This window comes from Gottfriedia sp. ABJ_BB2_2 (genome assembly GCF_055484705.1).
Map to the genome: position 1 here is coordinate 111,597 of NZ_JBVFKR010000009.1, position 22,328 is coordinate 133,924.

General features: G+C 32.4%; 25 protein-coding genes. 18 read left to right on the plus strand and 7 right to left on the minus strand.

The window, feature by feature from the left end; translation table 11 throughout:
• Positions 1–59 precede the first annotated feature (59 nt).
• Positions 60–743 carry a DUF2225 domain-containing protein gene (locus ACX6U0_RS17395; protein WP_464961132.1) on the minus strand — a complete coding sequence of 228 codons (684 nt, stop codon included), beginning with the start codon at positions 741–743 and terminating at the stop codon, positions 60–62.
• Positions 744–1,190: 447 nt separating this feature from the next.
• Here ACX6U0_RS17395 and dapF point away from each other — a divergent pair, with 447 nt between their 5' ends.
• Positions 1,191–2,042 carry a diaminopimelate epimerase gene (dapF, locus tag ACX6U0_RS17400; RefSeq protein ID WP_464961133.1) on the plus strand — a complete coding sequence of 284 codons (852 nt, stop codon included), beginning with the start codon at positions 1,191–1,193 and terminating at the stop codon, positions 2,040–2,042.
• A 16-nt stretch (positions 2,043–2,058) separates the two neighbouring features.
• Complete coding sequence (locus ACX6U0_RS17405; RefSeq protein WP_464961134.1) at positions 2,059–2,412, plus strand: HesB/IscA family protein; 354 nt, start codon at positions 2,059–2,061, stop codon at positions 2,410–2,412.
• A gap of 262 nt (positions 2,413–2,674) precedes the next feature.
• On the opposite strand, the gene ACX6U0_RS17410 is transcribed toward ACX6U0_RS17405, so the two are convergent.
• Entirely contained in the window at positions 2,675–3,664 is a 990-nt protein-coding gene (locus ACX6U0_RS17410; protein ID WP_464961135.1) for an NAD(P)/FAD-dependent oxidoreductase, read from the minus strand.
• 425 nt (positions 3,665–4,089) lie between these two features.
• Between ACX6U0_RS17410 and ACX6U0_RS17415 the strand changes: the two genes are divergently transcribed.
• The 7 genes from ACX6U0_RS17415 (at position 4,090) to ACX6U0_RS17445 (ending at position 8,921) form a co-directional block, all read left to right on the plus strand.
• The gene (locus ACX6U0_RS17415) at positions 4,090–5,307 is read left to right on the plus strand and encodes an NAD(P)/FAD-dependent oxidoreductase (protein WP_464961136.1); all 1,218 of its coding nucleotides are present in this window, start codon (positions 4,090–4,092) and stop codon (positions 5,305–5,307) included.
• A gap of 223 nt (positions 5,308–5,530) precedes the next feature.
• Positions 5,531–6,010, plus strand: coding sequence for an NUDIX domain-containing protein (locus ACX6U0_RS17420; protein ID WP_464961137.1), 480 nt, complete (start codon positions 5,531–5,533; stop codon positions 6,008–6,010).
• A gap of 82 nt (positions 6,011–6,092) precedes the next feature.
• Entirely contained in the window at positions 6,093–6,410 is a 318-nt protein-coding gene (locus ACX6U0_RS17425) for a YuiB family protein (protein ID WP_464961160.1), read from the plus strand.
• An 83-nt stretch (positions 6,411–6,493) separates the two neighbouring features.
• The gene (locus ACX6U0_RS17430) at positions 6,494–7,132 is read left to right on the plus strand and encodes a 3D domain-containing protein (protein ID WP_464961138.1); all 639 of its coding nucleotides are present in this window, start codon (positions 6,494–6,496) and stop codon (positions 7,130–7,132) included.
• A 21-nt stretch (positions 7,133–7,153) separates the two neighbouring features.
• Positions 7,154–7,615, plus strand: coding sequence for an SRPBCC family protein (locus ACX6U0_RS17435; protein ID WP_464961139.1), 462 nt, complete (start codon positions 7,154–7,156; stop codon positions 7,613–7,615).
• Positions 7,616–7,778: 163 nt separating this feature from the next.
• Entirely contained in the window at positions 7,779–8,153 is a 375-nt protein-coding gene (locus ACX6U0_RS17440; RefSeq protein ID WP_464961161.1) for a PaaI family thioesterase, read from the plus strand.
• Between the two features lie 210 nt (positions 8,154–8,363).
• Complete coding sequence (locus ACX6U0_RS17445) at positions 8,364–8,921, plus strand: DUF5366 family protein (RefSeq protein WP_464961140.1); 558 nt, start codon at positions 8,364–8,366, stop codon at positions 8,919–8,921.
• 64 nt (positions 8,922–8,985) lie between these two features.
• Here ACX6U0_RS17445 and ACX6U0_RS17450 read toward each other — a convergent pair whose 3' ends face one another.
• Positions 8,986–10,857, minus strand: a complete 1,872-nt coding sequence (locus tag ACX6U0_RS17450; protein WP_464961141.1) for a transglycosylase domain-containing protein — start codon at positions 10,855–10,857, stop codon at positions 8,986–8,988.
• 239 nt (positions 10,858–11,096) lie between these two features.
• Here ACX6U0_RS17450 and kapD point away from each other — a divergent pair, with 239 nt between their 5' ends.
• The 6 genes from kapD (at position 11,097) to ACX6U0_RS17480 (ending at position 16,075) form a co-directional block, all read left to right on the plus strand.
• Positions 11,097–11,717 carry a 3'-5' exonuclease KapD gene (kapD, locus tag ACX6U0_RS17455; protein ID WP_464961142.1) on the plus strand — a complete coding sequence of 207 codons (621 nt, stop codon included), beginning with the start codon at positions 11,097–11,099 and terminating at the stop codon, positions 11,715–11,717.
• A gap of 96 nt (positions 11,718–11,813) precedes the next feature.
• A complete protein-coding gene (locus tag ACX6U0_RS17460; RefSeq protein WP_464961143.1) occupies positions 11,814–11,987 on the plus strand; it encodes a hypothetical protein in 174 nt (57 codons plus the stop codon).
• A gap of 182 nt (positions 11,988–12,169) precedes the next feature.
• Positions 12,170–12,928 carry a FixH family protein gene (locus tag ACX6U0_RS17465; protein ID WP_464961144.1) on the plus strand — a complete coding sequence of 253 codons (759 nt, stop codon included), beginning with the start codon at positions 12,170–12,172 and terminating at the stop codon, positions 12,926–12,928.
• A gap of 86 nt (positions 12,929–13,014) precedes the next feature.
• Positions 13,015–14,001, plus strand: a complete 987-nt coding sequence (locus ACX6U0_RS17470; RefSeq protein WP_464961145.1) for a YncE family protein — start codon at positions 13,015–13,017, stop codon at positions 13,999–14,001.
• Entirely contained in the window at positions 13,998–14,678 is a 681-nt protein-coding gene (locus ACX6U0_RS17475; RefSeq protein WP_464961146.1) for a response regulator transcription factor, read from the plus strand. Before ACX6U0_RS17470 ends, ACX6U0_RS17475 begins: the two co-directional genes overlap by 4 nt.
• Positions 14,675–16,075 carry a sensor histidine kinase gene (locus ACX6U0_RS17480; protein WP_464961147.1) on the plus strand — a complete coding sequence of 467 codons (1,401 nt, stop codon included), beginning with the start codon at positions 14,675–14,677 and terminating at the stop codon, positions 16,073–16,075. The genes ACX6U0_RS17475 and ACX6U0_RS17480 overlap by 4 nt, the downstream gene beginning before the upstream one ends.
• Before the next feature lie 54 nt (positions 16,076–16,129).
• Here the strand turns inward: ACX6U0_RS17480 and ACX6U0_RS17485 are convergent, their stop codons facing one another.
• Positions 16,130–16,966: an alpha/beta fold hydrolase gene (locus ACX6U0_RS17485; RefSeq protein WP_464961148.1), complete on the minus strand. Its 837-nt coding sequence runs from the start codon at positions 16,964–16,966 to the stop codon at positions 16,130–16,132.
• Positions 16,967–17,368: 402 nt separating this feature from the next.
• Here ACX6U0_RS17485 and ACX6U0_RS17490 point away from each other — a divergent pair, with 402 nt between their 5' ends.
• On the plus strand, positions 17,369–17,755 hold the full coding sequence (locus ACX6U0_RS17490; protein WP_088000481.1) for a CvfD/Ygs/GSP13 family RNA-binding post-transcriptional regulator: 387 nt from the start codon (positions 17,369–17,371) through the stop codon (positions 17,753–17,755).
• Between the two features lie 44 nt (positions 17,756–17,799).
• On the opposite strand, the gene ACX6U0_RS17495 is transcribed toward ACX6U0_RS17490, so the two are convergent.
• Positions 17,800–18,030 (minus strand): DUF378 domain-containing protein, encoded by a 231-nt coding sequence (locus ACX6U0_RS17495; RefSeq protein ID WP_107901554.1) that lies wholly within the window; start codon positions 18,028–18,030, stop codon positions 17,800–17,802.
• A 198-nt stretch (positions 18,031–18,228) separates the two neighbouring features.
• Between ACX6U0_RS17495 and ACX6U0_RS17500 the strand changes: the two genes are divergently transcribed.
• Together ACX6U0_RS17500 and ACX6U0_RS17505 are read left to right on the plus strand one after the other, a co-directional pair.
• A complete protein-coding gene (locus tag ACX6U0_RS17500) occupies positions 18,229–19,581 on the plus strand; it encodes a glucose-6-phosphate isomerase (RefSeq protein ID WP_464961149.1) in 1,353 nt (450 codons plus the stop codon).
• Between the two features lie 148 nt (positions 19,582–19,729).
• Positions 19,730–20,134, plus strand: coding sequence for a YugN-like family protein (locus tag ACX6U0_RS17505; RefSeq protein ID WP_464961150.1), 405 nt, complete (start codon positions 19,730–19,732; stop codon positions 20,132–20,134).
• Positions 20,135–20,189: 55 nt separating this feature from the next.
• On the opposite strand, the gene ACX6U0_RS17510 is transcribed toward ACX6U0_RS17505, so the two are convergent.
• The gene (locus ACX6U0_RS17510) at positions 20,190–21,182 is read right to left on the minus strand and encodes a potassium channel family protein (protein WP_464961151.1); all 993 of its coding nucleotides are present in this window, start codon (positions 21,180–21,182) and stop codon (positions 20,190–20,192) included.
• A gap of 64 nt (positions 21,183–21,246) precedes the next feature.
• Positions 21,247–21,936 carry an MgtC/SapB family protein gene (locus tag ACX6U0_RS17515; protein WP_464961152.1) on the minus strand — a complete coding sequence of 230 codons (690 nt, stop codon included), beginning with the start codon at positions 21,934–21,936 and terminating at the stop codon, positions 21,247–21,249.
• Between the last annotated feature and the right edge of the window lie 392 nt (positions 21,937–22,328).

Sequence of the window (22,328 nt, forward strand, 5' to 3'; positions counted from 1 at the left end):
TAGGAGGTATAACTATGTAGACAAAGATAAAAATTAAATAGTAAAAACTTTAATCTGATTTAATTTGCCTTCGCTTCTTCTCTCGTAACTTGCCATTGTTGACGCGCCTTTTCTACAATCCCTTTTTCTAGTTGAGCATTTGAATGAGCAACGATTTTTGAAAAATGGCTAACTGCTTCTTCATATCGTTTACATCTCCTAGAAAGCTCACCTATTAAAAACAAGACTCTAATTTCAGACATTTCAGTTCCTACATAGTCTGCTATGTCAAAGCTTTTTTTATATGCTTCAACTGCTTGTAACATAAATCTTTCTTCTTCCACTTGATTGTTCATTTTGCGGTAAAGCCAGCTAACTCTTAATAATAAGCCAGCTAAAATATAAAATTTTTCATTTTTAAGTATAGAACAGTAGATTGCTAGCTTGTAGCAGGTAATAGCATCGTCAATGGTTCGGATATCTCCAAAGCTACGAGGTCGCCACTTTTCAGAAACTTCCTTTTGAATGATTGCTTTAGAAATCGAGGAGATTGGACTACTATTCTTAGTAAAAGCGTATCCACATAAGTTACAAACGTTTACGTAATATAAATATGGAGAATTGACTTCATCTTGATACGTTACACAGAAATCAGTGCTTACTTCGACAGTTTTTGGGTATGAAATTCTAACGTTGACAGTAGAAAAAGAATTTGAACAACATGGGCATTTCAAAGTACGGGAAAAAGTGGGTGTAATAGTCATATTTTCACTTAGCTCCATTTTTAACTGATTTAAATGTTCTATATATCCTATATCGGCAGTGAGTCGATAGAATGTTTGTTTAAAAATGAAATATAATAAAATAATTCAAAAGTCATGAATCTAAGTTTATTAACAATGGAGTGTTTAAACATAAAATTGTATGCTCAGTCTGTAAGGGATAGTATTGTGGCATCCGTCATAATGTAATGAGCAATCAACCAATTTGTAACGTACAATAACATATATAGAAAGAGAGTATTGATATAATGTAGTTGTTTAAGAAGAAGTACTTATGAGTCAATGAAAAAAAGCCAAAAAAAATGAGCAGTCACATGATTGTGATCGCTCAAAAATGTTTCTATATCGAGAAACGGGGGATGTTCTTATTGTGCTCAGATCATTAAAATTTTATACTTGTATTATTAAAAATAGTAAGGAGTCATGAAAATGAATTCTTTTCGTTATACAAAGATGCATGGTTTAGGTAATAATTATATATATGTAAATATGTTTGAAGAAAAATTGAAGGAGGAAGATCTTTCATCGATTGCTATTAGCGTTTCAAATATTCATACTGGTATCGGTAGTGATGGCATGATTTTAATTTGTCCGTCCGATGTAGCTGATGTGAAAATGAGAATATTTAACAATGATGGATCTGAAGCAAAAAATTGTGGGAATGGTTTAAGATGTGTTGCTAAATATGCTTTTGAACATGGTTTAGTAAAGGAAACTAATTTTACAATCGAAACGATTAGCATTATTGTAAAGGCAAATGTACATCTTGAGAACGGATCTGTTAACTTGGTTACTATTAATATGGGAGAACCAATATTCCAGCGTTCCTTAATTCCGATTAGCGGAGAAGAACAGGAATTTGCAAGAGACAACATTTTATTTGAAGATGAACTTCATTCATTCATTGGTGTTTCAATGGGAAACCCACATGCAGTATTTGAAGTCAAAGATATTAAAAATGCACCGTTAACCACACTTGGTCCGTATGTAGAGAAGCATGAATTGTTTCCTGAAAGCGTAAATGTTGAATTTATCGAATGTTTACCTCATAATGAAATCAATTTTGTAGTATGGGAACGTGGATCTGGCGTTACCCAAGCATGTGGAACAGGGGCATGTGCGGCTGCAGTAGCAATGATACAAGAAGGTAAATATAATAGAGACGAGCCAATTACTGTTCACTTACAGGGTGGGGATTTACAAATTACTTGGTCCTCCGATGGAGATGTATGGATGAAAGGCCCGGCTGTTACAATAACAGAAGGCATATATTATTTATAAAGAGGAGTGAATTTGTATGATTACAGTGACTGAACAAGCAGGATTAAAAATCAAAGAAATGATTGAAAATGAAGAAGATCAAAACGTTTATGTACGTTTAGGTGTAAAAGGTGGCGGCTGTTCTGGACTTTCATATGGTCTAGGATTCGATCCTGAAAAAAATGAGAACGATACTGAACTAGAATTCCAAAATATTAAATTTTTAATTGATAATGAAAGTGCACCAATCTTAAAAGGTGTGGTAATTGACTTTAAAGAATCCTTACTTGGTGGCGGATTTACAATAGAAAACCCAAATGCAATTGCATCATGTGGATGTGGTTCAAGCTTCAGAACTGCTACGAACGCAGGTACGCCTGAAGAGTGTTAATAGAAAAAACCTTCTTAATTAGTTACGACTACTTTAGGAAGGTTTTTTTTGATGAGAAAATAGATTGTTAATATTTTTACAAAATATAGTTAAAATAACGAATCATTTTTCTAAATTGATACTATTATATAGTGTAATCAATTATTTAGGTTTGTATTTTGTTGTGAAGTTTTTCACTAAGTATGGTATCATATGTTCAGTACATCACATACAAGGGGAAAAAAGACTGCCCACCTGTATGGACAGTCTGATGTACTCTATTTTAGAACATTGATGAGCTGTGACCTGGTTGTAATTTTGCACTTGGATCAATATATGCTTTTGCATTATTGATAGCCGTAGGAGCTTCACCAAATCCAGATGCAATAAGTTTTACTTTTCCATCATAAGTACAAATATCACCAGCAGCATAAATACCTTGAATATTTGTTTCCATGCGAGAATTAACAACGATATTATTTTTTTCAATTGTTAAGCCCCAATCTTTAATTGGACCTAATGAAGATACGAAACCGTAATTTACAATTACATCGTCGATTTCGATTTCTTCGCGCTCTTCAGTTTTTGCATTTTGAAGAACTACTTTTTCGATTCGATCAGTACCAATGATTTCAACAGGAACCCAAGGAGTTTTTACTTCAACTTTTGAGTTCATTAAGTTTTCTACGCTGTGTTCATGAGCTCTAAATTTATCACGACGGTGAATTAGTGTTACTTTTTCTGCGATTGGTTCTAACATTAATGACCAGTCTACTGCAGAGTCACCACCGCCAAATACAACTACTCGTTTGCCAGCAAATTTGTTCATATCATCTACGAAGTAATGTAAGTTTGCTTTTTCAAAACGTTCTGAACCAGGGATTTCTAACTTACGTGGTTGGAATGCACCATTTCCAGCAGTAATGATGATTGCTTTTGTATAATGTTCAAAGCCATCATTACAAACTAAATGGAATACGCCATCATCATTTTTTGTAATTTGTTGTACAGATTGCTCTAAGCATACAGTTGGTTCAAATTTTTTCATTTGCTCTTTTAAGTTATCGATTAATTCTTGAGCACGAACTTTTGGAAAACCTGCAACATCATAAATATATTTTTCAGGGTAAAGTGCTGATAATTGCCCACCTAGTTGTGGTAAGCTTTCAATAATTTTTACACTTGCTTGTCTCATTCCACCATAAAAAGCAGTGAATAAACCAATTGGTCCTCCACCAATAATTGTAATATCATATACTTTTTCGTCTTTCATAAACGGAATATCCCCCTTGTGTATATATGCATTAACGCATGTCTTCTATAGAATAATATCATATTTTATAGAGATATAAGAAAAAAAGCGAATAAAAGTGGTATAGAAATTTTTCAAATGTTAAATTTAAAAATACGTAATCGAAAGTAAATTTTCTAAATAATAAGACTTAATGTTTTGAGAATTCAAGCGTTTAGTTTATACTTGAAATCTTTAAGAAAAAACTTTAATATTGTAATAGGCTAATTGTTAACATTTTGTGACAATTATTACGAAATAATTTGACAAATTTCCCTATATAATAGTTTGCTCACTAATGTACTAAGTTATGTTGCATAGAAAAGTTTGCTCACTATTGTACTAAGTTACCTCGTTTAGGTAACAGTAGGAAAGTACTTAATATAATTAAAAGGATGGTTAGTATCATGAATAAGCCTAAGATTGTAATCCTTGGAGCTGGGTACGGTGGTATCATTACTGCAACTCGACTTCAAAAAACATTATCTGCAAATGAGGCAGAAATTACTTTAGTAAATAAAAATAGCTACCATTACCAAACTACATGGTTACATGAAAATGCAGCAGGTACATTACACCATGACCGTACTCGTTTAGATATTAAAGATGTAATTAATCCAAGTAAAATTAACTTCATTCAAGATACAGTAACTGAAATTAAACCAGAAGATAAGAAAGTTGTTCTTGCCCATGGTGAATTAAATTATGACTATTTAGTAATTGGACTTGGTTTCGAATCGGAAACTTTCGGAATCAAAGGATTAAAAGAACATGCATTTTCAATTGCAAGTATTAATGCTGCACGTCAAATTCGTGAGCATATTGACTATAGTTTTTCAAAATATCATAACACGCCAGCTGAAAAACGTGATGAGTTATTAACAATCATCGTTGGTGGCGCTGGATTTACTGGTATTGAGTTTGTTGGTGAATTAGCAAACCGTATGCCTGAATTATGCAAGGAATATGATATCGACCGTGATTTAGTACGTATCGTATGTGTTGAGGCTGCTCCGATGGTATTACCTGGTTTTGATCCAGAGTTAGTTGACTACGCTGTATCTCAATTAGAGAAAAAAGGCGTTGAGTTCAAAATTGGAACGGCTATTAAAGAATGTACTGAAGAAGGTATCATCGTTGCTAAAGGTGAAGAAACAGAAGAAATTAAATCTGCAACAGTAGTATGGGCTGCAGGTGTTCGTGGTAATGCTTTAGTTGAGCAAGCTGGCTTTGAAGCAATGCGTGGACGTGTAAAAGTTACAAAAGATATGCGTGTTCCAGGATATGACGATGTATTTATCGTAGGTGATTCTGCTTTATTAATTGATGAAGTGAATAACCGTCCATACCCACCAACAGCACAAATTGCAATCCAACAAGGTTTTAATGTTGCACACAACTTAGCAGTATTAGTTCGTGGAAAAGGCGAGCTAGAAGAATTCACTCCAGATATTAAAGGTACTGTATGTTCATTAGGACATGATGATGCAATTGGTGTAGTATTCGGCAAAAAATTAACTGGTTGGAAAGCTTCATTTATGAAAAAAGTAATTGATAACCGTTACTTATTCGTACTTGGTGGCCCAATGCTAGTTCTTAAAAAAGGTAAATTAAATCTACTTTAAGATAATAAAGCTCGACAATAGTCGGGCTTTTCTTGTGTAGAAATTACAAAATAAAGATGCTTAAACTGAATGAAAACACTTGTCTATCGAGGTGTAAGGCTTATAATGGTAGTAGGATGCACTACAAGCACGCCAAGCAACGAAATTAGCGAGCGTTAGTCAATAGTCTGAAAGCTCGACAGTAGTCGGGCTTTTTCTTTGTAGAAAAGGTGGTATCAATGCAATGAGTAAAAGAGGTAATGTATGGTTAGCTGTTGCAGGTTTAGTAAAAGATTCTGCCGGTAGATGGTTAGTTGTAAAGAAAAAGTATAGTGGACTTAAGGATCTTTGGTCTTTACCGGCTGGCTTTGTAAAAGAAGGTGAGACAGTCGATCAGGCTGTTTTAAGAGAGGTAATAGAGGAAACAGGTGTAAAAGCTTCATGTATTGGCTTAATAGGGGTAAGAACGGGTGTAATTCGTGAAGAGATAAGTGATAATATGTTAATTTTCCTGTTACAAGCGAACGATACGAATATTACGATCCAAGAAAAAGAACTATCAGATGCCAAATTTATCTCAGAACAAGAATTGCTAGAAGATCCAGCCTCTTCATTATTAATCAAATATTTAATACAAAATCCACCAAATGAACCAATGGCTGTACATGATGGATTAAACCCAGGAGATCAATTTCAGTATACTACATATCATTTTATCAAATGATTAAGAATATACAAAAAATTGACGTTAAGAACAGAAGGTTTTACACTGTAAGTAGAATAATTGTGGGGTGTTTTAGATGGGAATGAGTATTCCAGTTTTACTAATTTCAATTTTACTATTTTTTGTCTTAGCTTTTGGAATTGGTTTTTTAGCAAATATGCTGTTTAGGACAACTTGGTTCATGGTTGTTATTTATCCAATTATTATTGTGATGATTGTAGATAAAATTAATACAACGAAATATTTTACACAAACTGCAGATGCATTTTCGATATTAAAATCAAATTTATTAGCAGTTGGTATGGGTGATGTAGTTATTTTATCAAGTGGCTTAGTTGGAGCTATTATGTCCGGTGTAGTCATTCTAAGTTTAAGAAAAAATGGATATCAAATGTTTTAACTTTCTCATTAATGAGGAAGTTTTTTTTATATTTTTTTTATTTTTGGGAATGATGAAAGAATGAAAAGGAGTGAAATGTTTCATTGCGTATAAATAAAAAATTGTTTAGTCAATTGATCATTACTATATTATTCATTCTTGCATTAGTCTCAACTGCTAAAATCGTATCTAATGCACAATTAGTGAATTTTACGAAGTGGCTTAATCAATCTGCACAACTTCATCATGTTTATGCAGAGGAAGGTTTAAAACCAATCATTAACGAAAAAACAATGGCAACTATTGTGAAAAATATTGAAAAGAATACAAACTGGAGTAGCTATAAGCAAATAACTGTAACTGCAACAGGCTACACTGCTGGAAAGGAATCAACAGGTAAGAATCCAAGCGATCATTCTTATGGAATTACGTATTCAGGTGTAGGGGTTAAACGGGACGTATTTTCAACAATCGCAGCGGATTTAAATGTATTTCCAATCGGAACAATATTATTTATTCCGGGCTATGGATATGGTGTTGTAGCTGATAAAGGTGCAGCGGTAAAAGGAAATCATTTGGATTTGTATTATCATACTGTAGGAGATGTTTTTGAGCATTGGGGAAAGAAGAGATTAACTGTCTATGTCATTAAAAAAGGATCAGGAAAGTTTACTGAAACTGATTTAAAGGTTTTAAATGAGCAAAATTCAGTGCAAGTATTTAGACAACAATCGAGGAATTAATTTGGATGGAGAATGATAATTATGAAAAAAACAGTTCATAGCCAAGTAATTAAAGCACCAATCAATACTGTTTTTGAAGTAGTGAATTCTGACGAACATATTAAAAAATGGATGGAAGGCTTTGTAGAAAATATTTATGAGGATGATTTCGATTTCGATAATCCTGTTGGTAAAAAGTTTATCCAATGCTTAAAAGAAGGTGGGAAAATTCAGGAATACAATGGAGAAGTCCTATCGTATAATCGACCAAATGAGCTTGGAATCCGTTTAAAGCACTCAACTTTTCAAGTTGATGTTTATTATCGATTTTCTTCGGTCGAAACAAATCAAACCCGCTTAGATTTCGAGTGCAAAGTAGAAATGTATTCTTCGATGGCAAAGTTGATGGGATTCCTTTTTAGTTGGTTTTCAAACCGAATTTTAACAAAACAAATGAATGATTTAAAGGCTTACGCTGAAAAAAGATTTGACGGTGTGTATTAATGAAATAATCCCTCTAACTGTAAAGAGTTGGAGGGATTTATTATGTAAAGGAAATAAAGTTCATTATGTAGAACTTATTGTAAGTGAATTATTTTTAATAAGAGAGAAAGAGCAGTATGATAGGAGTGAGAACATGAGAGGCGGAGAAGTAATGGAAGATAGAATGACTTTAATGAAGGCATTGGGCATGACGATTGAATCAGTAGAAGAAGGTAAAGTTGTAATGAAGATGGAAGTAACAGAAAATGTACATCAGCCATTTGGTTACTTACATGGTGGTGCATCAGTGGCGTTAGCAGAATCAGTTGCAAGCGTTGGTACTTTCTCTATGATTGATCAAGAAAATCAACTAGCATTTGGGCTTGAAATTAATGCAAATCATTTGCGTTCAGTACGTGAAGGCTTTGTCACTGCGGTTGGTACTGCTGTACATACTGGAAAAACAACAATGGTTTGGGATATTAAAATTTACGGTGAAGATGAACAGTTAATCTGTATATCAAGATGCACAGTTGCTATTAAAGATAAGCGTAAATAGTAATCTGAAGGATGCTTTTCACATTATGTGAAACAGTGTCCTTTTTCTTTTTTATACTTTTTTGAATAAAGAATTAAAAGAAACAAGTCTAAAATTGTTTAAACTTATGGTAAAATAGTTACTGTTGTGTATAAACGATTTCATAAGTAACGCGAGACATCCTCTACAAAAGGGATTTTTTCCTTAAGTAGATAAGAAAGGAGACATTTAATGAAAAATATTTATTACACAAGTTACTTTGCGTTTTTATCTATTATTTTGTTTACAGTCGCCATTACATTGAATTTATTCCAATTGACTATAAACTTCTTATCAGTATCAGGTATTCTTCAACCATTAACTGATATTATGCCTGAAAAGGAAATTAGAATATTAACATTTTTAGGTATTTCATTTATTATCTTTTTAGTTTTATGTGGGTTGAAATTAATTACGGATTTATTTTGGCAGTTTGCCTTACTTTTCTTCTCAAAGGATCGTGAGGGGATTGACTTATTAGCAAGTAAAAAATTCTCATATGTTTTTATTTTAGGTGGATTATTAGCAGTTTTCTTAAATAGCTCATTATTGTATATTGCAATTGTTCTTCTAGTAACGATTATTGCATTTATTATTTTATTTCTTATTAAGCAATCTGCTAATTTTACAGTACTTGGTATGATTGGTTTTATCATTTTCCAATTAGCGATTTGGTCGGTAATTGGAAGTGGTGTGATCTATGCTTACTTTACATTATTTGCTGAATTTATCACTGCGTTACCATTTTAAAATGATATCTGTAAATAAAAAAGTAGCACTTTTGATATTTGTCAAAAGTGCTACTTTTTTTGAATTATTTTAAGTTTGTATCTTGTACAATGTCTCTCCAAATAATTTGCGGAGGTGGAACAGTGTAATTTTTAGGGATTGGTTGGTTCGGTCGTTTATTACCAATCCAAGTTCCAATTGTATAATTTGAAGTTAATCCCATAAACCATAAATTCGTATTATCATTTGTCGTACCAGTTTTACCACCCATATAATCTAAAGGCATATTGATACGTCGTGCAGTACCATTTTGTACAACAGAGTGTAACATGCTTCTCATTGTATTAGTCGTATTTGAACTATACACTCTAACTGAGGACGGATTATTTTCATAAACCACTGTACCATCTCTCAAAGTGATTCGTTGAATCGCACTATTTTCATAATACACGCCATCATTGCCGAATGTTGTATAAGCACTAGTCATTTCTAGTGGAGACATACCAACATCGTATCCACCAAGAGCACGGCCATACTCGTATCGGTCTTTAGCTGATATTTTTTCGAATTTATATTTGTCTAAATAACGATAAGCAACATTTGGTGAAAGTTGTTCATATAATCGAACTGCTGCTGTATTATATGAATTCTGCATTGCAGTTCGTAAGGAAACATCCCCATATTCTTTTCCGCTATCATTCTTTGGACAATAAGTACCTTTACAATATTCATCAGCACTTACTTTTGTATCCGGCGTTGCACCTAGATAGTCAATATATGGTGCATACACAAGTAACGGCTTAATCGTAGAACCTGGTTGTCTAAAATCTTGATACGCTCTATTTAGATTTTGAGATTCATAGTTTCTACCACCAGAAAGGGCTATAATTTCATGACTATTATTTCTGATGACGACAGCTGCTCCGTCAGTATTAGTTGATAAGGTACCTTGGTTTACAGCTTTTACAGTCGCTTCTTGTACATATGGATTTAAACTCGTATAGATACTTAATCCTTGGTTTTGTAAATAAGTGACTCTTTCATCAATAGTCTTAAGCTTTCTTAATTCAGCTTGTTGTGCAGTTGTTAATTTAGAAGTTAGGAATTTACCTTTTCTTCCAGAAAGTATTTTCTTTAATTCATAATCTACATAAGAATAATAGTCTGGATATTCTTGTACTCTACTATCAGTTTTTAACTTAATTTTTTCTTTAATTGCAACATTATATTGCTTAGCAGTTATAATTCCTTGTTCTTTTAGAATACCAAGAATTCTTTCTTGACGTTTCTTTGAATGATCAAAATTTTTAAATGGATCATACAGAGTTGGGTTATTCGGAATTGTACAAACAAAAGCAGTTTGAGCTAAGCTTAAATCTTTTACTGATTTACTGAAGTATGCTTTACTTGCAGCTTCAATTCCATAATTGCGATTTGCAAAGTAAATAGTATTGATGTACATTGTTAAAATTTGATCTTTAGAAAATTGCTTTTCTAGTTGAAGTGAAATTTCAATTTCTTTTACTTTTCGTTCAACTGATCGTTCATGCGTTAAATATAGATTACGAGCAAGCTGCTGTGTAATTGTACTAGCTCCTTGTTCTATTCCACTATTCGAGACATTTACCATCATTGCCCTTGCGACACCAAAAAGATCTACCCCTTTGTGAGAATAAAAGTATCGATCTTCTGTTGAAATAAAAATATCTTTAACTAGTTGAGGAATTTCACTACTTTTTAAATTAATTCTATTCTCACCAGAACCTGGAATGTAAAAAGGTTTGTTATTTCGGTCGTAAAAAATACTATTTTGCGACAATGAAATGACCGGTAGTTCTTCAACTGTTTTCTTCGGAATATTTTTGGAGTTCTCGTATGCCAACAAGGCTTTCTCAGATGTGAAATAAAAGACAAGAAAGCTTATTATAATAAAGATAAAACCTAGAATTTTTCTCATAATAGCCCTCTATATACTTTCGTATTTTTTTATTCGATAAATAATATTTAAACGAACGTATATTATTTTAACATGAAATTTCATTTTGATGGTCACTCTTTGTTATTTTTTACACAATGCTGCTGTATTAATTTAATAAGCAAATATTTGAAAAAATGGATATCAGACTTGAATATTCACTTAGCATATAAGACAATAGTAAAAAATCAGAAAATATTTATTTTTCAGGAGGTGAGGAAATGAAAGAGCAGTTCTTGTTTCTTGATTTTGAATTTACAATGCCAGATGGTCGATCAAAGGGAATAAAATTCTATCCTGAAATTATTGAAGTAGGTTTTGTAAGTGTCGTTAATGAAGAAATCAACCAGACCTATTCCTCATTTGTGAAACCAATACAATTTCCGACCTTATCCTCAAGATGTAAAAGATTTTTAAATATTTCACAAAAAAATGTTGATCAAGGTATTCAGCTGAAGGAACTTGCAGAAAAACTACATGAAGCAACTAGTCAATTCAAAACGACCGTTATTACTTGGGGAAACATGGATATGAGAGTACTAAAGCATAATTGTGATGCTGCTAATATTCCATTTCCTATAAAAGGGGAACTAAGAGACCTTTGTCTAGAATATAAGACCTTTTTTGGTAATCAAAATCAAACAGGTCTATGGAATGCAATGAAAGAATATGGAAAAGATGGAACAGGAAATCATCATAAAGCTTTAGATGATGCGCTAACAACTTATCACATTTTTAAATTAGTAGAAAAAGATAAACAATATATGAAGAAGCCAGCGCCTGCTACTATTGGTGATATCGTTGACTTTTCTTCATTCAAAAAAAGAATATCATCTTACTAAAAACCAATTGAACATCAATCAATTGGTTTTTATTTTGGTTATTACTATGCTTATGTAGGATAAATAAGTATAATTGGCAGTGGGAGTGATCGAGCTATGATGGAATTCTTATATTTTCCAGAGGATAAAACAGAGTATATACCTGCTGTAATTTCTCTAATCATTTTTATGATTGGTGCCTTTGTAACATTTTATTTTATTAAAAGAGCATCTTCAAAAGAAGAAAAACGATTAATGGAAATCGATGAAAAAAACAAGGCAAATGAATAAATTCTTTTTAGACTGTTGACGAGCGTTTCAATCAGTCTATTGTACTTTGCAAGCTGAAATGAATAAATTCTTTTAAAATGGAGACTTACTATATAAGGTCTCTTTTTTTTGAATGCTATATCACATTTTCATCACATTTATCTGTTAATCTTTTTATGGAAGAAATTTAGGAGGCAATACATATGAAAAAAGTTCTAAGTGTATTAATTACATGTATGATGATTACTGTAGGCTGCTCAAATGGAAAAGAACAAGAGCAAGCAGTTGAGAAGCCATTAGATGTTTCAATTCTTTTACCAACATCTGATATAAATGTGAACAAAGAGATAACGTTCCGAGCGGAAGTTACCCAAAATAAAAAAGTGGTTGCCGATGCAGATGAAGTTCAATTCGAAATCGGTAAGCAAGGCGAAGATAGTATAGCCATGCTTGAAGCAGAAAACGGTGCTGATGGCATTTACTCAGCGAAATATAAATTTACTGAGCCAGGAGATTTTTACGTTGTTGCTCATATAACAGCTAGGGATCAACATTCAATGCCTAAAAAAGACTTTAAAGTTACTGAAGCATCTTCGACTGATAGCAATAGCAACAGCACAAACAGTACAAAAGATGACCATAGTGCTCATACAGAAGGGCATCATCACGGTGAGGTAATGATTCATTTAATGGGAACAGAAAAGATTCAAGTAAATAAAGAGAATTTATATACAATTCATCTTCAAACGGATGAAGGTGAAGCTTTAGACAAGGCAAATGTACGTATTGAAACATGGAAAGACGCAAATGGTAAACATGATTACACTGATGCAAAAGAAGTATCACCTGGTGAATACGAAGTTAAATATACTTTCAAGACAAACGGAAAGAATTTTATCAAAGTACATGTTGAAAAAGGTGAGCTACACGATCATATTGAAAAAGAAGTAACTGTTAACTAAATAATAGACTAATGCTATCCTTTAACTATAGATTTTAATAAGGATAGCTTCTTTTTTAGGAAGGTTGAGTAACGGTGGTGATTGGTTTGAAGAAAGTATGGATTTTTATAATTGCACTATTTTGTAGCCTCATGCTTTCAAGTTGTATGAATCATAAATTAGATGCGATTAGTGATAATAAGGATTTAATTATTTCAGTAAATAAAAAAGTAGGTAGTTTAACATTTTTAAATCAAAAAAACTTAAAAAAGGTAACTGATTGGGAATTAAATAGAGATGTGAGTGGAGCAGCCTTACTAAATCATGGGAAGGTAATAGCTGTTTTTCATCCTGAGGATCCAATAATTGATTTGTATCAACTTTCATCTGGGGAAAAATTGAATAGTTGGCATAGTGAAAAAGGGATTACCAATATGCTTTCCTTAAATAGTAAAAACATGATTGCGGTTTCTAATGGGGAAGAAAATACAGTTACGTTTTTTAACTTGAAAGGAAAAGTAGAAAAAAAAGTAAAAGTAGGTAATAATCCTATTTCAATGATTGAAGATCCAATTCATCATAAGTTATTTGTGAGTCTATTTAATGAAAAAAGAGTAATAGGAATTAATCTAGAAAACTTAAAAATAGATCAAATAATCGAAGTGCCATTAACATCAAATGGATTATATTTAAATGATGATTCTTCCGAGCTTTATATTGGGGGACACGGAAACGGTGAAGTAGAAAACGAAGATGTGAGAATTTTTTCTACAGATAGTGGTGAATTTAAAAAAGCCCTTCATACACCTTTGATGCCAATTTCATTCTTTCAAAATAAAGATGGCGTGTTTACGATAGCTCACGGAACGAATCAAATTTATAAGTTAAATCCGGACATAACAAATCAGAAAGAATTTCTAGAAGTAGGTTCTAATCCGTATTCAGCTATAGGATACCAACATTCAGCTTATGTGGCGAGTTATGATTTAAACAAATTGTATGAAATTAATACCTCAACAATGAAGATCAATAAAGAAGCTGCTGTGGGAAGAGGGCCTTTTCAATTATTATTAAGAGAGGGTAATCATCAATGAGTGAAAGAAAAATATTAATCGTAGATGATGAACAAGAAATTTGCCAATTGGTTGGAATGTATTTAGAGAATAGTGGGTACAGTTGGAATCAGGCAAACAATGGAGAAGACGCCTTAAAATTAATCAATCAATGTAACTATGAACTATTAATATTAGATATTATGATGCCCATTATGGATGGATGGACTCTTTGTAAAAAAATAAGAGAAACACATGAAGTTCCTGTCATTTTTCTAACTGCAAAAGGGGAAGAATGGGATAAAGTGAATGGGTTAAAAATGGGAGCAGATGATTATATTGTAAAACCATTTAGTCCAGGAGAGTTAATTGCAAGAGTAGAAGCTGTTCTTAGAAGAACCAAAAATCATGCCGAGGGTTCTTCTTTATTAAAAATAGGGAACATCGAAATTAACGAAAAAGCTAGAAGTGTTTTTGTCACAAACAAAGAATTATCACTTACGTTAAAAGAATATGATTTACTGCTTTTTTTTAGTAAACATCAAGATTATGTTTTCAGTCGTGAACAAATTTTAGAAAAGGTGTGGGGTATCGACTATTTTGGAACTGCTCGAACGGTTGATACTCATATTAAAACTTTAAGAATTAAGCTTGGACAAGATGCGGATTATATTTCTACTGTTTGGGGTGTAGGATATAAGTTTGGGATGAACGGATGAAAAACATCATCTATTCATTTTCATTTTTACAAAAGCTATGGTTAACAATCTGTATTATCGTCATTTGTACAACCATCTTCTTTTTTCTTATGTTTCAATTTGCATATAAACAATTGTATGTTTCATATGTACGATCTACTTTGATTCAAGAAGGTAAAAATATAGTAAAACAGTTTCACGAGAGTAATATAAAGGAGTTTGAGAAATTCGTTTCAGATTTTGATAAAGTATCAAATGCAAACGTATTATTTGTGAGTAATCCTCGAGATTTAAGTGCTTGTATTCCTTATAATGTAAGTCACCAGTCATTTATTACTGAAGATGATAGAGAGACATTATTACAAGGGAAGGTCATTACAAAAACAGGTTTTGAAGAAAGATTTAAACGTCAAATTATTGGAGTAGTTGTACCTGTTGTGAAAAAAGAAAAACTTGAAGGAATTATCTATTTACATTTGCCTTTAAGAAGTATTACCGATTTAATTCAGCAATCGAAGTGGATCTTTTTTGGTAGTGCATTATTATTTGCAGTAATCGTACTAATCATTGGTAGGAGAATCATTCAGCAAATGATTAAACCATTGTCACGAATGGAACAAATTTCATATAAAATGGCCAATGGTGATTATACTGAACGAATCAAACATGATAGTGGGGATGAAGTTGGGAAACTAGCTATCGCATTTAACTCAATGTCAGAGTCTTTACAAAAAGAAGATGAAAATAGAAAAGAATTTTTGGCGAACGTTTCGCATGAATTAAGAACTCCGCTTAGTTATGTTAAAGGCTATAGTGAAGCGATTCTTGATGGAGTAGTGAAACCAGAGCAGCAAATGAAATACGTTAGCATCATTCAAAAGGAAGCTGGCCGCATGCAAAGACTCGTTCGAGATTTATTAGATTTAGCAACTTTAGATGGTCATAATATCCCTTTAAGACAAGAGCCAAATGTACTTGCCCAACTAATTGAAGATACACTTGAAACTTATACACAGATATTGAAAGATAAAAACATAAATGTGTATAAACACTTAGACGAAACAATCATTGCGAGTGTTGACCCAGATCGTTTTCAACAGGTTATTCACAATTTACTGGATAATTCAATTCGTTATACACCATTTGGTAAATCCATTACGATTACATTAAAACAAAATAAAAAGGTCGTACTAGAAATTTTAGATGAAGGTAAAGGCGTTCCAGAAGCGGAAATTTCTCATTTAGGTGAACGTTTTTATAGAGTAGATAAAGCAAGATCTAGAAATGAAGGTGGAACAGGCCTAGGCTTAGCGATCGTTAAACAAATTATTGAACAACATGATGGGGACATCACATTTATGAACATCGAGGGTAAAGGATTAAAAACAACTATAACTTTGCCTTTATATGAAATGTAAACAAACCTGTAGCAAATTTGCTGCAGGTTTGTTTTTTTGTTAAATCATTGTAGTTTAAACAAAATTAGCGATTCGATCATAAATATGCTCCGGAATTTCTTCTGGAATTAAGTGACCTGCTTCAGGATAAGTGACTAAAATCGATTGTTTTAAATCTTGATGAAGTCTTTTTCCGATTTCTAACGGTACAACCTTATCTTTTTCACCCCAAATTAGAAGGGTTGGAACTGAGATGTTTTGCAAATCAGTTGGACTCAAGTCTCCTTCACGATCCCGTATCATTTTTGTTAACGCTCTAAAAATTTCATCACGTAAAAAAGGTTCCTTGTAGCCGTTTATCATTTCTTCATCAATTAAATTTTGATTATGAACAACTGAATTTAATGAATTCATTATTCCTTGCTTTGTTATGGTTCTCTTTACGTATAAATGGAAAAAAGGGAAATAAGATGAAAGTATTAAATGAGGGTTTGCTTTACCTAAATACCCCGAGCTACAAAGTAAAACCACTTTATTTACAAATTCAGGTTTCTTCTTTGCTACATAAAGGCATATTTGTCCACCCATAGAATGTCCTACTAAGTTGACTTTATTTAGCTTTAGATGATCTACGAGTGAAATAACCACATTAGCAAAATTATCGTAAGAGTAAGTAAAATTAAGATGCTTTCCACTTTTACCAAACGGAGGTAAATCAATAACAAGCACAATATGATCCTTTGCAATAAAAGGTATTAGTCTGCGGAAGCTAAAACATGATGATAAAAACCCGTGGATACATACAAATACCTTTGAATCTTTCTTATCGATATTTTGATACCCATATAGTTCATAATAGACATCCAGTCCAAAGACCTTATAAGTGGATTGTATTGTTTCAGAATGACTCATCATCTAAAACTCCTTTCTTAGATTTTGGATTATTATGTCCAAATGAAAGGAGAAAATGCTTTTTTAAAAGGTACAGAAAAAAGATTGTTACACTCCACTTATCTATTGGACGTGTAGCAAGCCTTTTCAACAAATAGTGAACTGAGAAAGGTAATGTTGATTCTAAAATTACATCCTCCATATTCAACGCTTTTATTTTTTTAGTTTTTCGTCAATTCTAAATAGAGAAGGGAATTTTTTAAAATAATAGATATAGCCCAACCTTTAAAATGACTATAATACAATAAGGGTAAATAAAAAATTTATTTGAAAAGTGCCATGAAGTGTTTATGTAGTTGCTTTTAAAGTTGGACTGTGTGTGCTAAAATTTATTTGGATTGAACGAAAATAGGAGTGTTTTTAATGGCACAAAACTACAATATTGGGAAAGTCTACACTGGAAAAGTAACTGGAATTCAGACGTATGGTGCCTTTATATCACTTGATCACCAAACACAAGGACTAGTACATATATCCGAAATTATAAATGGCTATGTTCGTGATATTCGAGATTATATATCTGTTGGGCAAACAGTGAATGTACGTGTACTTTCTATTGACGAGATGACCGGGAAAATCAGTTTATCTTTAAAAGGAGCAAGTCTTGATCAAGGGATAAATGGTGATGAGAATTTAAAACATGCGGCAAGGCTGTTAAGAGAATTAAAACCAGATGGGTTTAGCACATTGCACAAAAAGTTAAATGAATGGATCCATGTTGAAATGAAAAAAGAGAATATGACAAATTAAAAAGGAAGGGATTTCCCTTCCTTTTTAATTTATAAATGTATTCATTAAATATCGTTTGTTTCAGGGTGTGTACCTAGCTCTTCAGAAGGTTTAAATAACAAGCCGAGGTTAATTAAACCTGAAATACCAACGATACCGTATATTATTCGAGCAAAGGCAGAATCTGCTCCGCCAAAAATAGCAGCAACTAAGTCAAATTGGAAAAAACCAATTAACCCCCAATTGATTGCTCCAATAATTGTGAAGATAAGTGCAATTCGTTGTAGAGTACTCATTAAAGTTTACCTCCTTTTTCATTACCTTCTAACATATTTTCTCTCATTTTTTTGAGATTATGTAATGAAGGAAAAAATAAATTGCACTACCTATGGAAGTGAATGTTAATAAATTCACAAATATTTAAGAGTAGATACTTGCTTTGAATATTATATTTCGGTACATTGTAAAGTATAAATTATTTTAGGAGGTTTCAAATGACTTCTCATATCAAATTTGATTACTCAAAAGCGAAATCATTTTTTCAAGAACATGAACTTACATATTTGAGAGATGCTGTAAAATTATTTCATCATACGATTCATGAAAAAACAGGTGCTGGAAATGACTATTTAGGTTGGGTAGACTTACCGAACGAATATGATCAAGAAGAGTTTTCTCGTATCCAAAAAGCTGCGAATAAAATTAAATCAGATTCAGATGTCCTTTTAGTCATTGGAATCGGTGGTTCATATTTGGGAGCTCGTGCAGCAATTGAAATGCTTCAAAATTCATTTTTCAATATAACTTCGAAGGAAGAAAGAAAAGCTCCACAAGTTTTCTTCGTTGGTAATAATATTAGTTCTACATACATGCATGATTTAATTGAACTGTTAAAAGACAAAGATTTTTCAATAAATGTTATATCGAAATCAGGTACAACTACTGAGCCTGCAATTGCATTCCGTATCTTTAGAAAATTATTAGAAGATAAATATGGAGCGGACGAAGCAAAAGCGCGTATCTATGCAACAACAGATAAAGCTAGAGGTGCATTAAAAACAGTAGCAGATGAAAAAGGATATGAAACATTTGTCATTCCAGATGATGTTGGCGGAAGATATTCTGTATTAACAGCAGTAGGGTTATTACCAATTGCTGCAGCTGGATTAGATATTGAACAAATGATGAAAGGTGCTCAAAGTGCACTAAATGAATATAATTCTTCTGAGCTAGAAGATAATCAAGCGTATCAATATGCAGTTGTACGTAACGTTTTATATAGCAAAGGTAAAACAATTGAGATGCTTGTAAATTATGAGCCTTCACTTCAATATTTTGGTGAATGGTGGAAGCAGCTGTTTGGTGAAAGTGAAGGAAAAGATCAAAAAGGAATTTTCCCATCTTCTGCAAATTTCTCAACTGATTTACATTCATTAGGACAATATATTCAAGAAGGTCGTCGTGATTTGTTTGAAACAGTCATTAATGTTGAGAGTGCTCGTCATGAATTAACGATTGAACTTGAAGATAATGATTCAGATGGTTTAAATTATCTAGCAGGTAAATCTGTGGATTTTGTTAACAAAAAAGCTTTTGAAGGCACAATTTTAGCGCATGCTGATGGTGGCGTACCAAGTTTAGTTGTCAATTTACCTAAGTTAGATGAATATACTTTTGGTTACACAGTATATTTCTTTGAGTTAGCTTGTGCGATGAGCGGATACTTATTAGGTGTTAATCCGTTTGATCAGCCAGGTGTAGAAGCGTACAAGAAAAATATGTTTGCACTTTTAGGTAAACCTGGATTTGAAGAATTAAAAATGCAATTAGAAGAGCGTTTAAAATAATATGAAAAAACCGTTGTTAATTTTTTAACGACGGTTTTTTATTTTCTTTCTTCGAAAAGTGATAAGTTATTCAATATTTGCTTTAATTTAACGTTCATGTTTTTAGTTTATTGGAAAATACTATCTTTAAAAAGGAGGAGAAAAAAGAATGTATCCTTTAGAATCAAAATTAGAAAATCAAACGTTTGTACTGAACCATATTGAAGAAAAATTAAAAAGTCATGGGTTTGTAATTGGACCCAACTGGGATTTCGATCATGGTAGTTTTGATTTATTAATGGCAAATGACCATGGTTATCAATATTTGCGATTACCTTTTAAGGTATCGTCTGGTTCATTGGATATGGATGGTGCGGTTATTCAATTTAAAACACCATACTTACTAACACATGTTTATAATAAAGGTTTAGATGATAATATTGGTATAGAAGGAAATGCAACAGCATCGATGAATCAGTTTCAAGAACCAATTGAAGCAGATGCAAATGTACCAGGAAAGTATCAGAAAAAGGGTAGAGAGATTCTTAAATCAGTTGAATCGTACTTATTATAAGAAGAAAAAGAGCCATCCTCATTTGAAATGGCTCTTTTTTGTGTATGTAGATCATTTAAACTAGGGCAATTAGAAGGTCTTTTTCTTCAATCTTTAGCGTATTCTCGGGTCTAATCATCGTGTTTTTACTTCTGACAACTCCAATAATGATTTTGTCCTTGTTCATCTCTTCTACTACAATGTCATAAAAGAATTGGCCAATCATGTGCTGATCTACTTCAATGATTTTAACAGTAAAATTTTCAAGTTGGTTTGATAATTTAAGTAGTACATCTGAATACCCTTTATGTACGATTGAACCTGCCATGACAAATGATGTTAGTAAATTTACTTCAATAATTTCATCTGCTCCAGCTCGAGTAGCATTGATAACTTGATTTTTTGTTAAGATTTCAGCTATGCAATGAATCGATGGTTTCACACCCTTAGCTGCAATGATTGTTAAGATTGTTTGCATGTCGGCATCATGTTCATTCTTATTTTGGTCTGCTGTAATTAAAATGGTGTGCGCTAATCTTAAATTTGCTTTTTCTAAAATAGTATCACTTGCTGCGCTCCCTTTAACAAAATGTACTTTTTCTAAATCAGGAGGTAATAGCTCTAAACTTTCATCGATGAGTACAATTTGAGTAGAGTTTGACGTTTCACGTAATTGTTTTATGACATTCTTCACTCGTTCATTCCATCCAACGATTACGATGTGATTTTTTTTAGAAAATGTTAGCGTTCCTTTGAAATCGGCATCCTGATTTCGAAAAGCCTGTGCCGAAAAAGAAATCATGTAATATGATCCTAGCCCTGTACCTAGTAGAATTAAGATTACTGCAAAAAAACGACCGACAGGGGAGAAAGGTACATAATCACCATAGCCAACTGTAAATGTTGTTACTAGTGACCACCAAAGTCCATCCCAAACTGTTGGAAAAGTAAATGGTTCTGCAAAGTGTATGATGATACCGAATACAACAATTAGTGTAATTAAGATAAGTGTAACTTTTAAAAGAGTATAGGATTTAAAATAAGTAGGTGTGTTACGAAATACTTTCAAATGCATTCCTCCATCACTATCTCGTAACACATATTTTTACCAATAAAATGTAAGTTTATCACCATTAAATACTCTCTATTTCAATTCCTCGCACGTTCTCGATTTGTTCAATATCATAATAGATTTCAGTAGTTCTACGTTTATTAAAAACTAAAAGCTTCATTTGTACATAATGCTCGTCATTACTTAATCCTTTTATTTTAATATTTTTTACTGTAATTTCTTGTGCATTTATTTGATCAATTACAGTATTAATGTTTTCAATTCCATTAACAATCATTTTTAAAATGATGTCTCTTTCTTTTAATCTTTTTGGTCCTAGTTTACTAATTAAATATGGAATTAGTTCAACACTTATAATAAGTAAGCCAACGCCAGCTAATGCCTCTAGGTAAAAACCTGCCCCTACGATAATACCAATTCCAGATGCGCCCCAAATCATAGCAGCTGTCGTTAAACCTGCAATTGTATCGTTACCTCTACGCAAGATTACTCCTGCACCGACAAATCCAATCCCTGATACAATTTGTGCAGGCAATCGTAATGGATCCATTGTGATATTTAAGTAATCGCTACTTGGAAAATTATAAGCCGAACTGATTGAAACAATTGTTAATAGACAGCTCATGATAGAAATTACAAGACATGTCTTTAATCCAAGTGGTTTTCTTTTTAATTCTCTTTCTAGTCCAATAATGGAACCTAACATGGCTGAAATGAGTAATTTAATAAGAATGTCTGGATGTAGCTCCATAATGAAAACTCCTTTTTCTATATAGTTTATGCGTAATTCGACATCTCTTATTACTCTTCCTTTATTAAATATATATTTTTTAGCTTTTTTAAAAAAAAATAGTAAAAAAAGACTTGTCATGAAAAGAACATGATGTTATATTAATATACGTCGCCAAGATGGTGCGGCGAAATAACGAAAAGAAGTTATAAAAAATACTTCGAAAATGATGTTGACTCTCAAACAAAGAGATGTTAATATAAGAAAGTCGCCAATGACGCGACAAAGTGAACTTTGAAAACTAAACAAAACATGAAGTAAAACGTCAATTATTAGTTTTTTGAGCAATACAAGATTTAAACTTAACTATTATGGAGAGTTTGATCCTGGCTCAGGACGAACGCTGGCGGCGT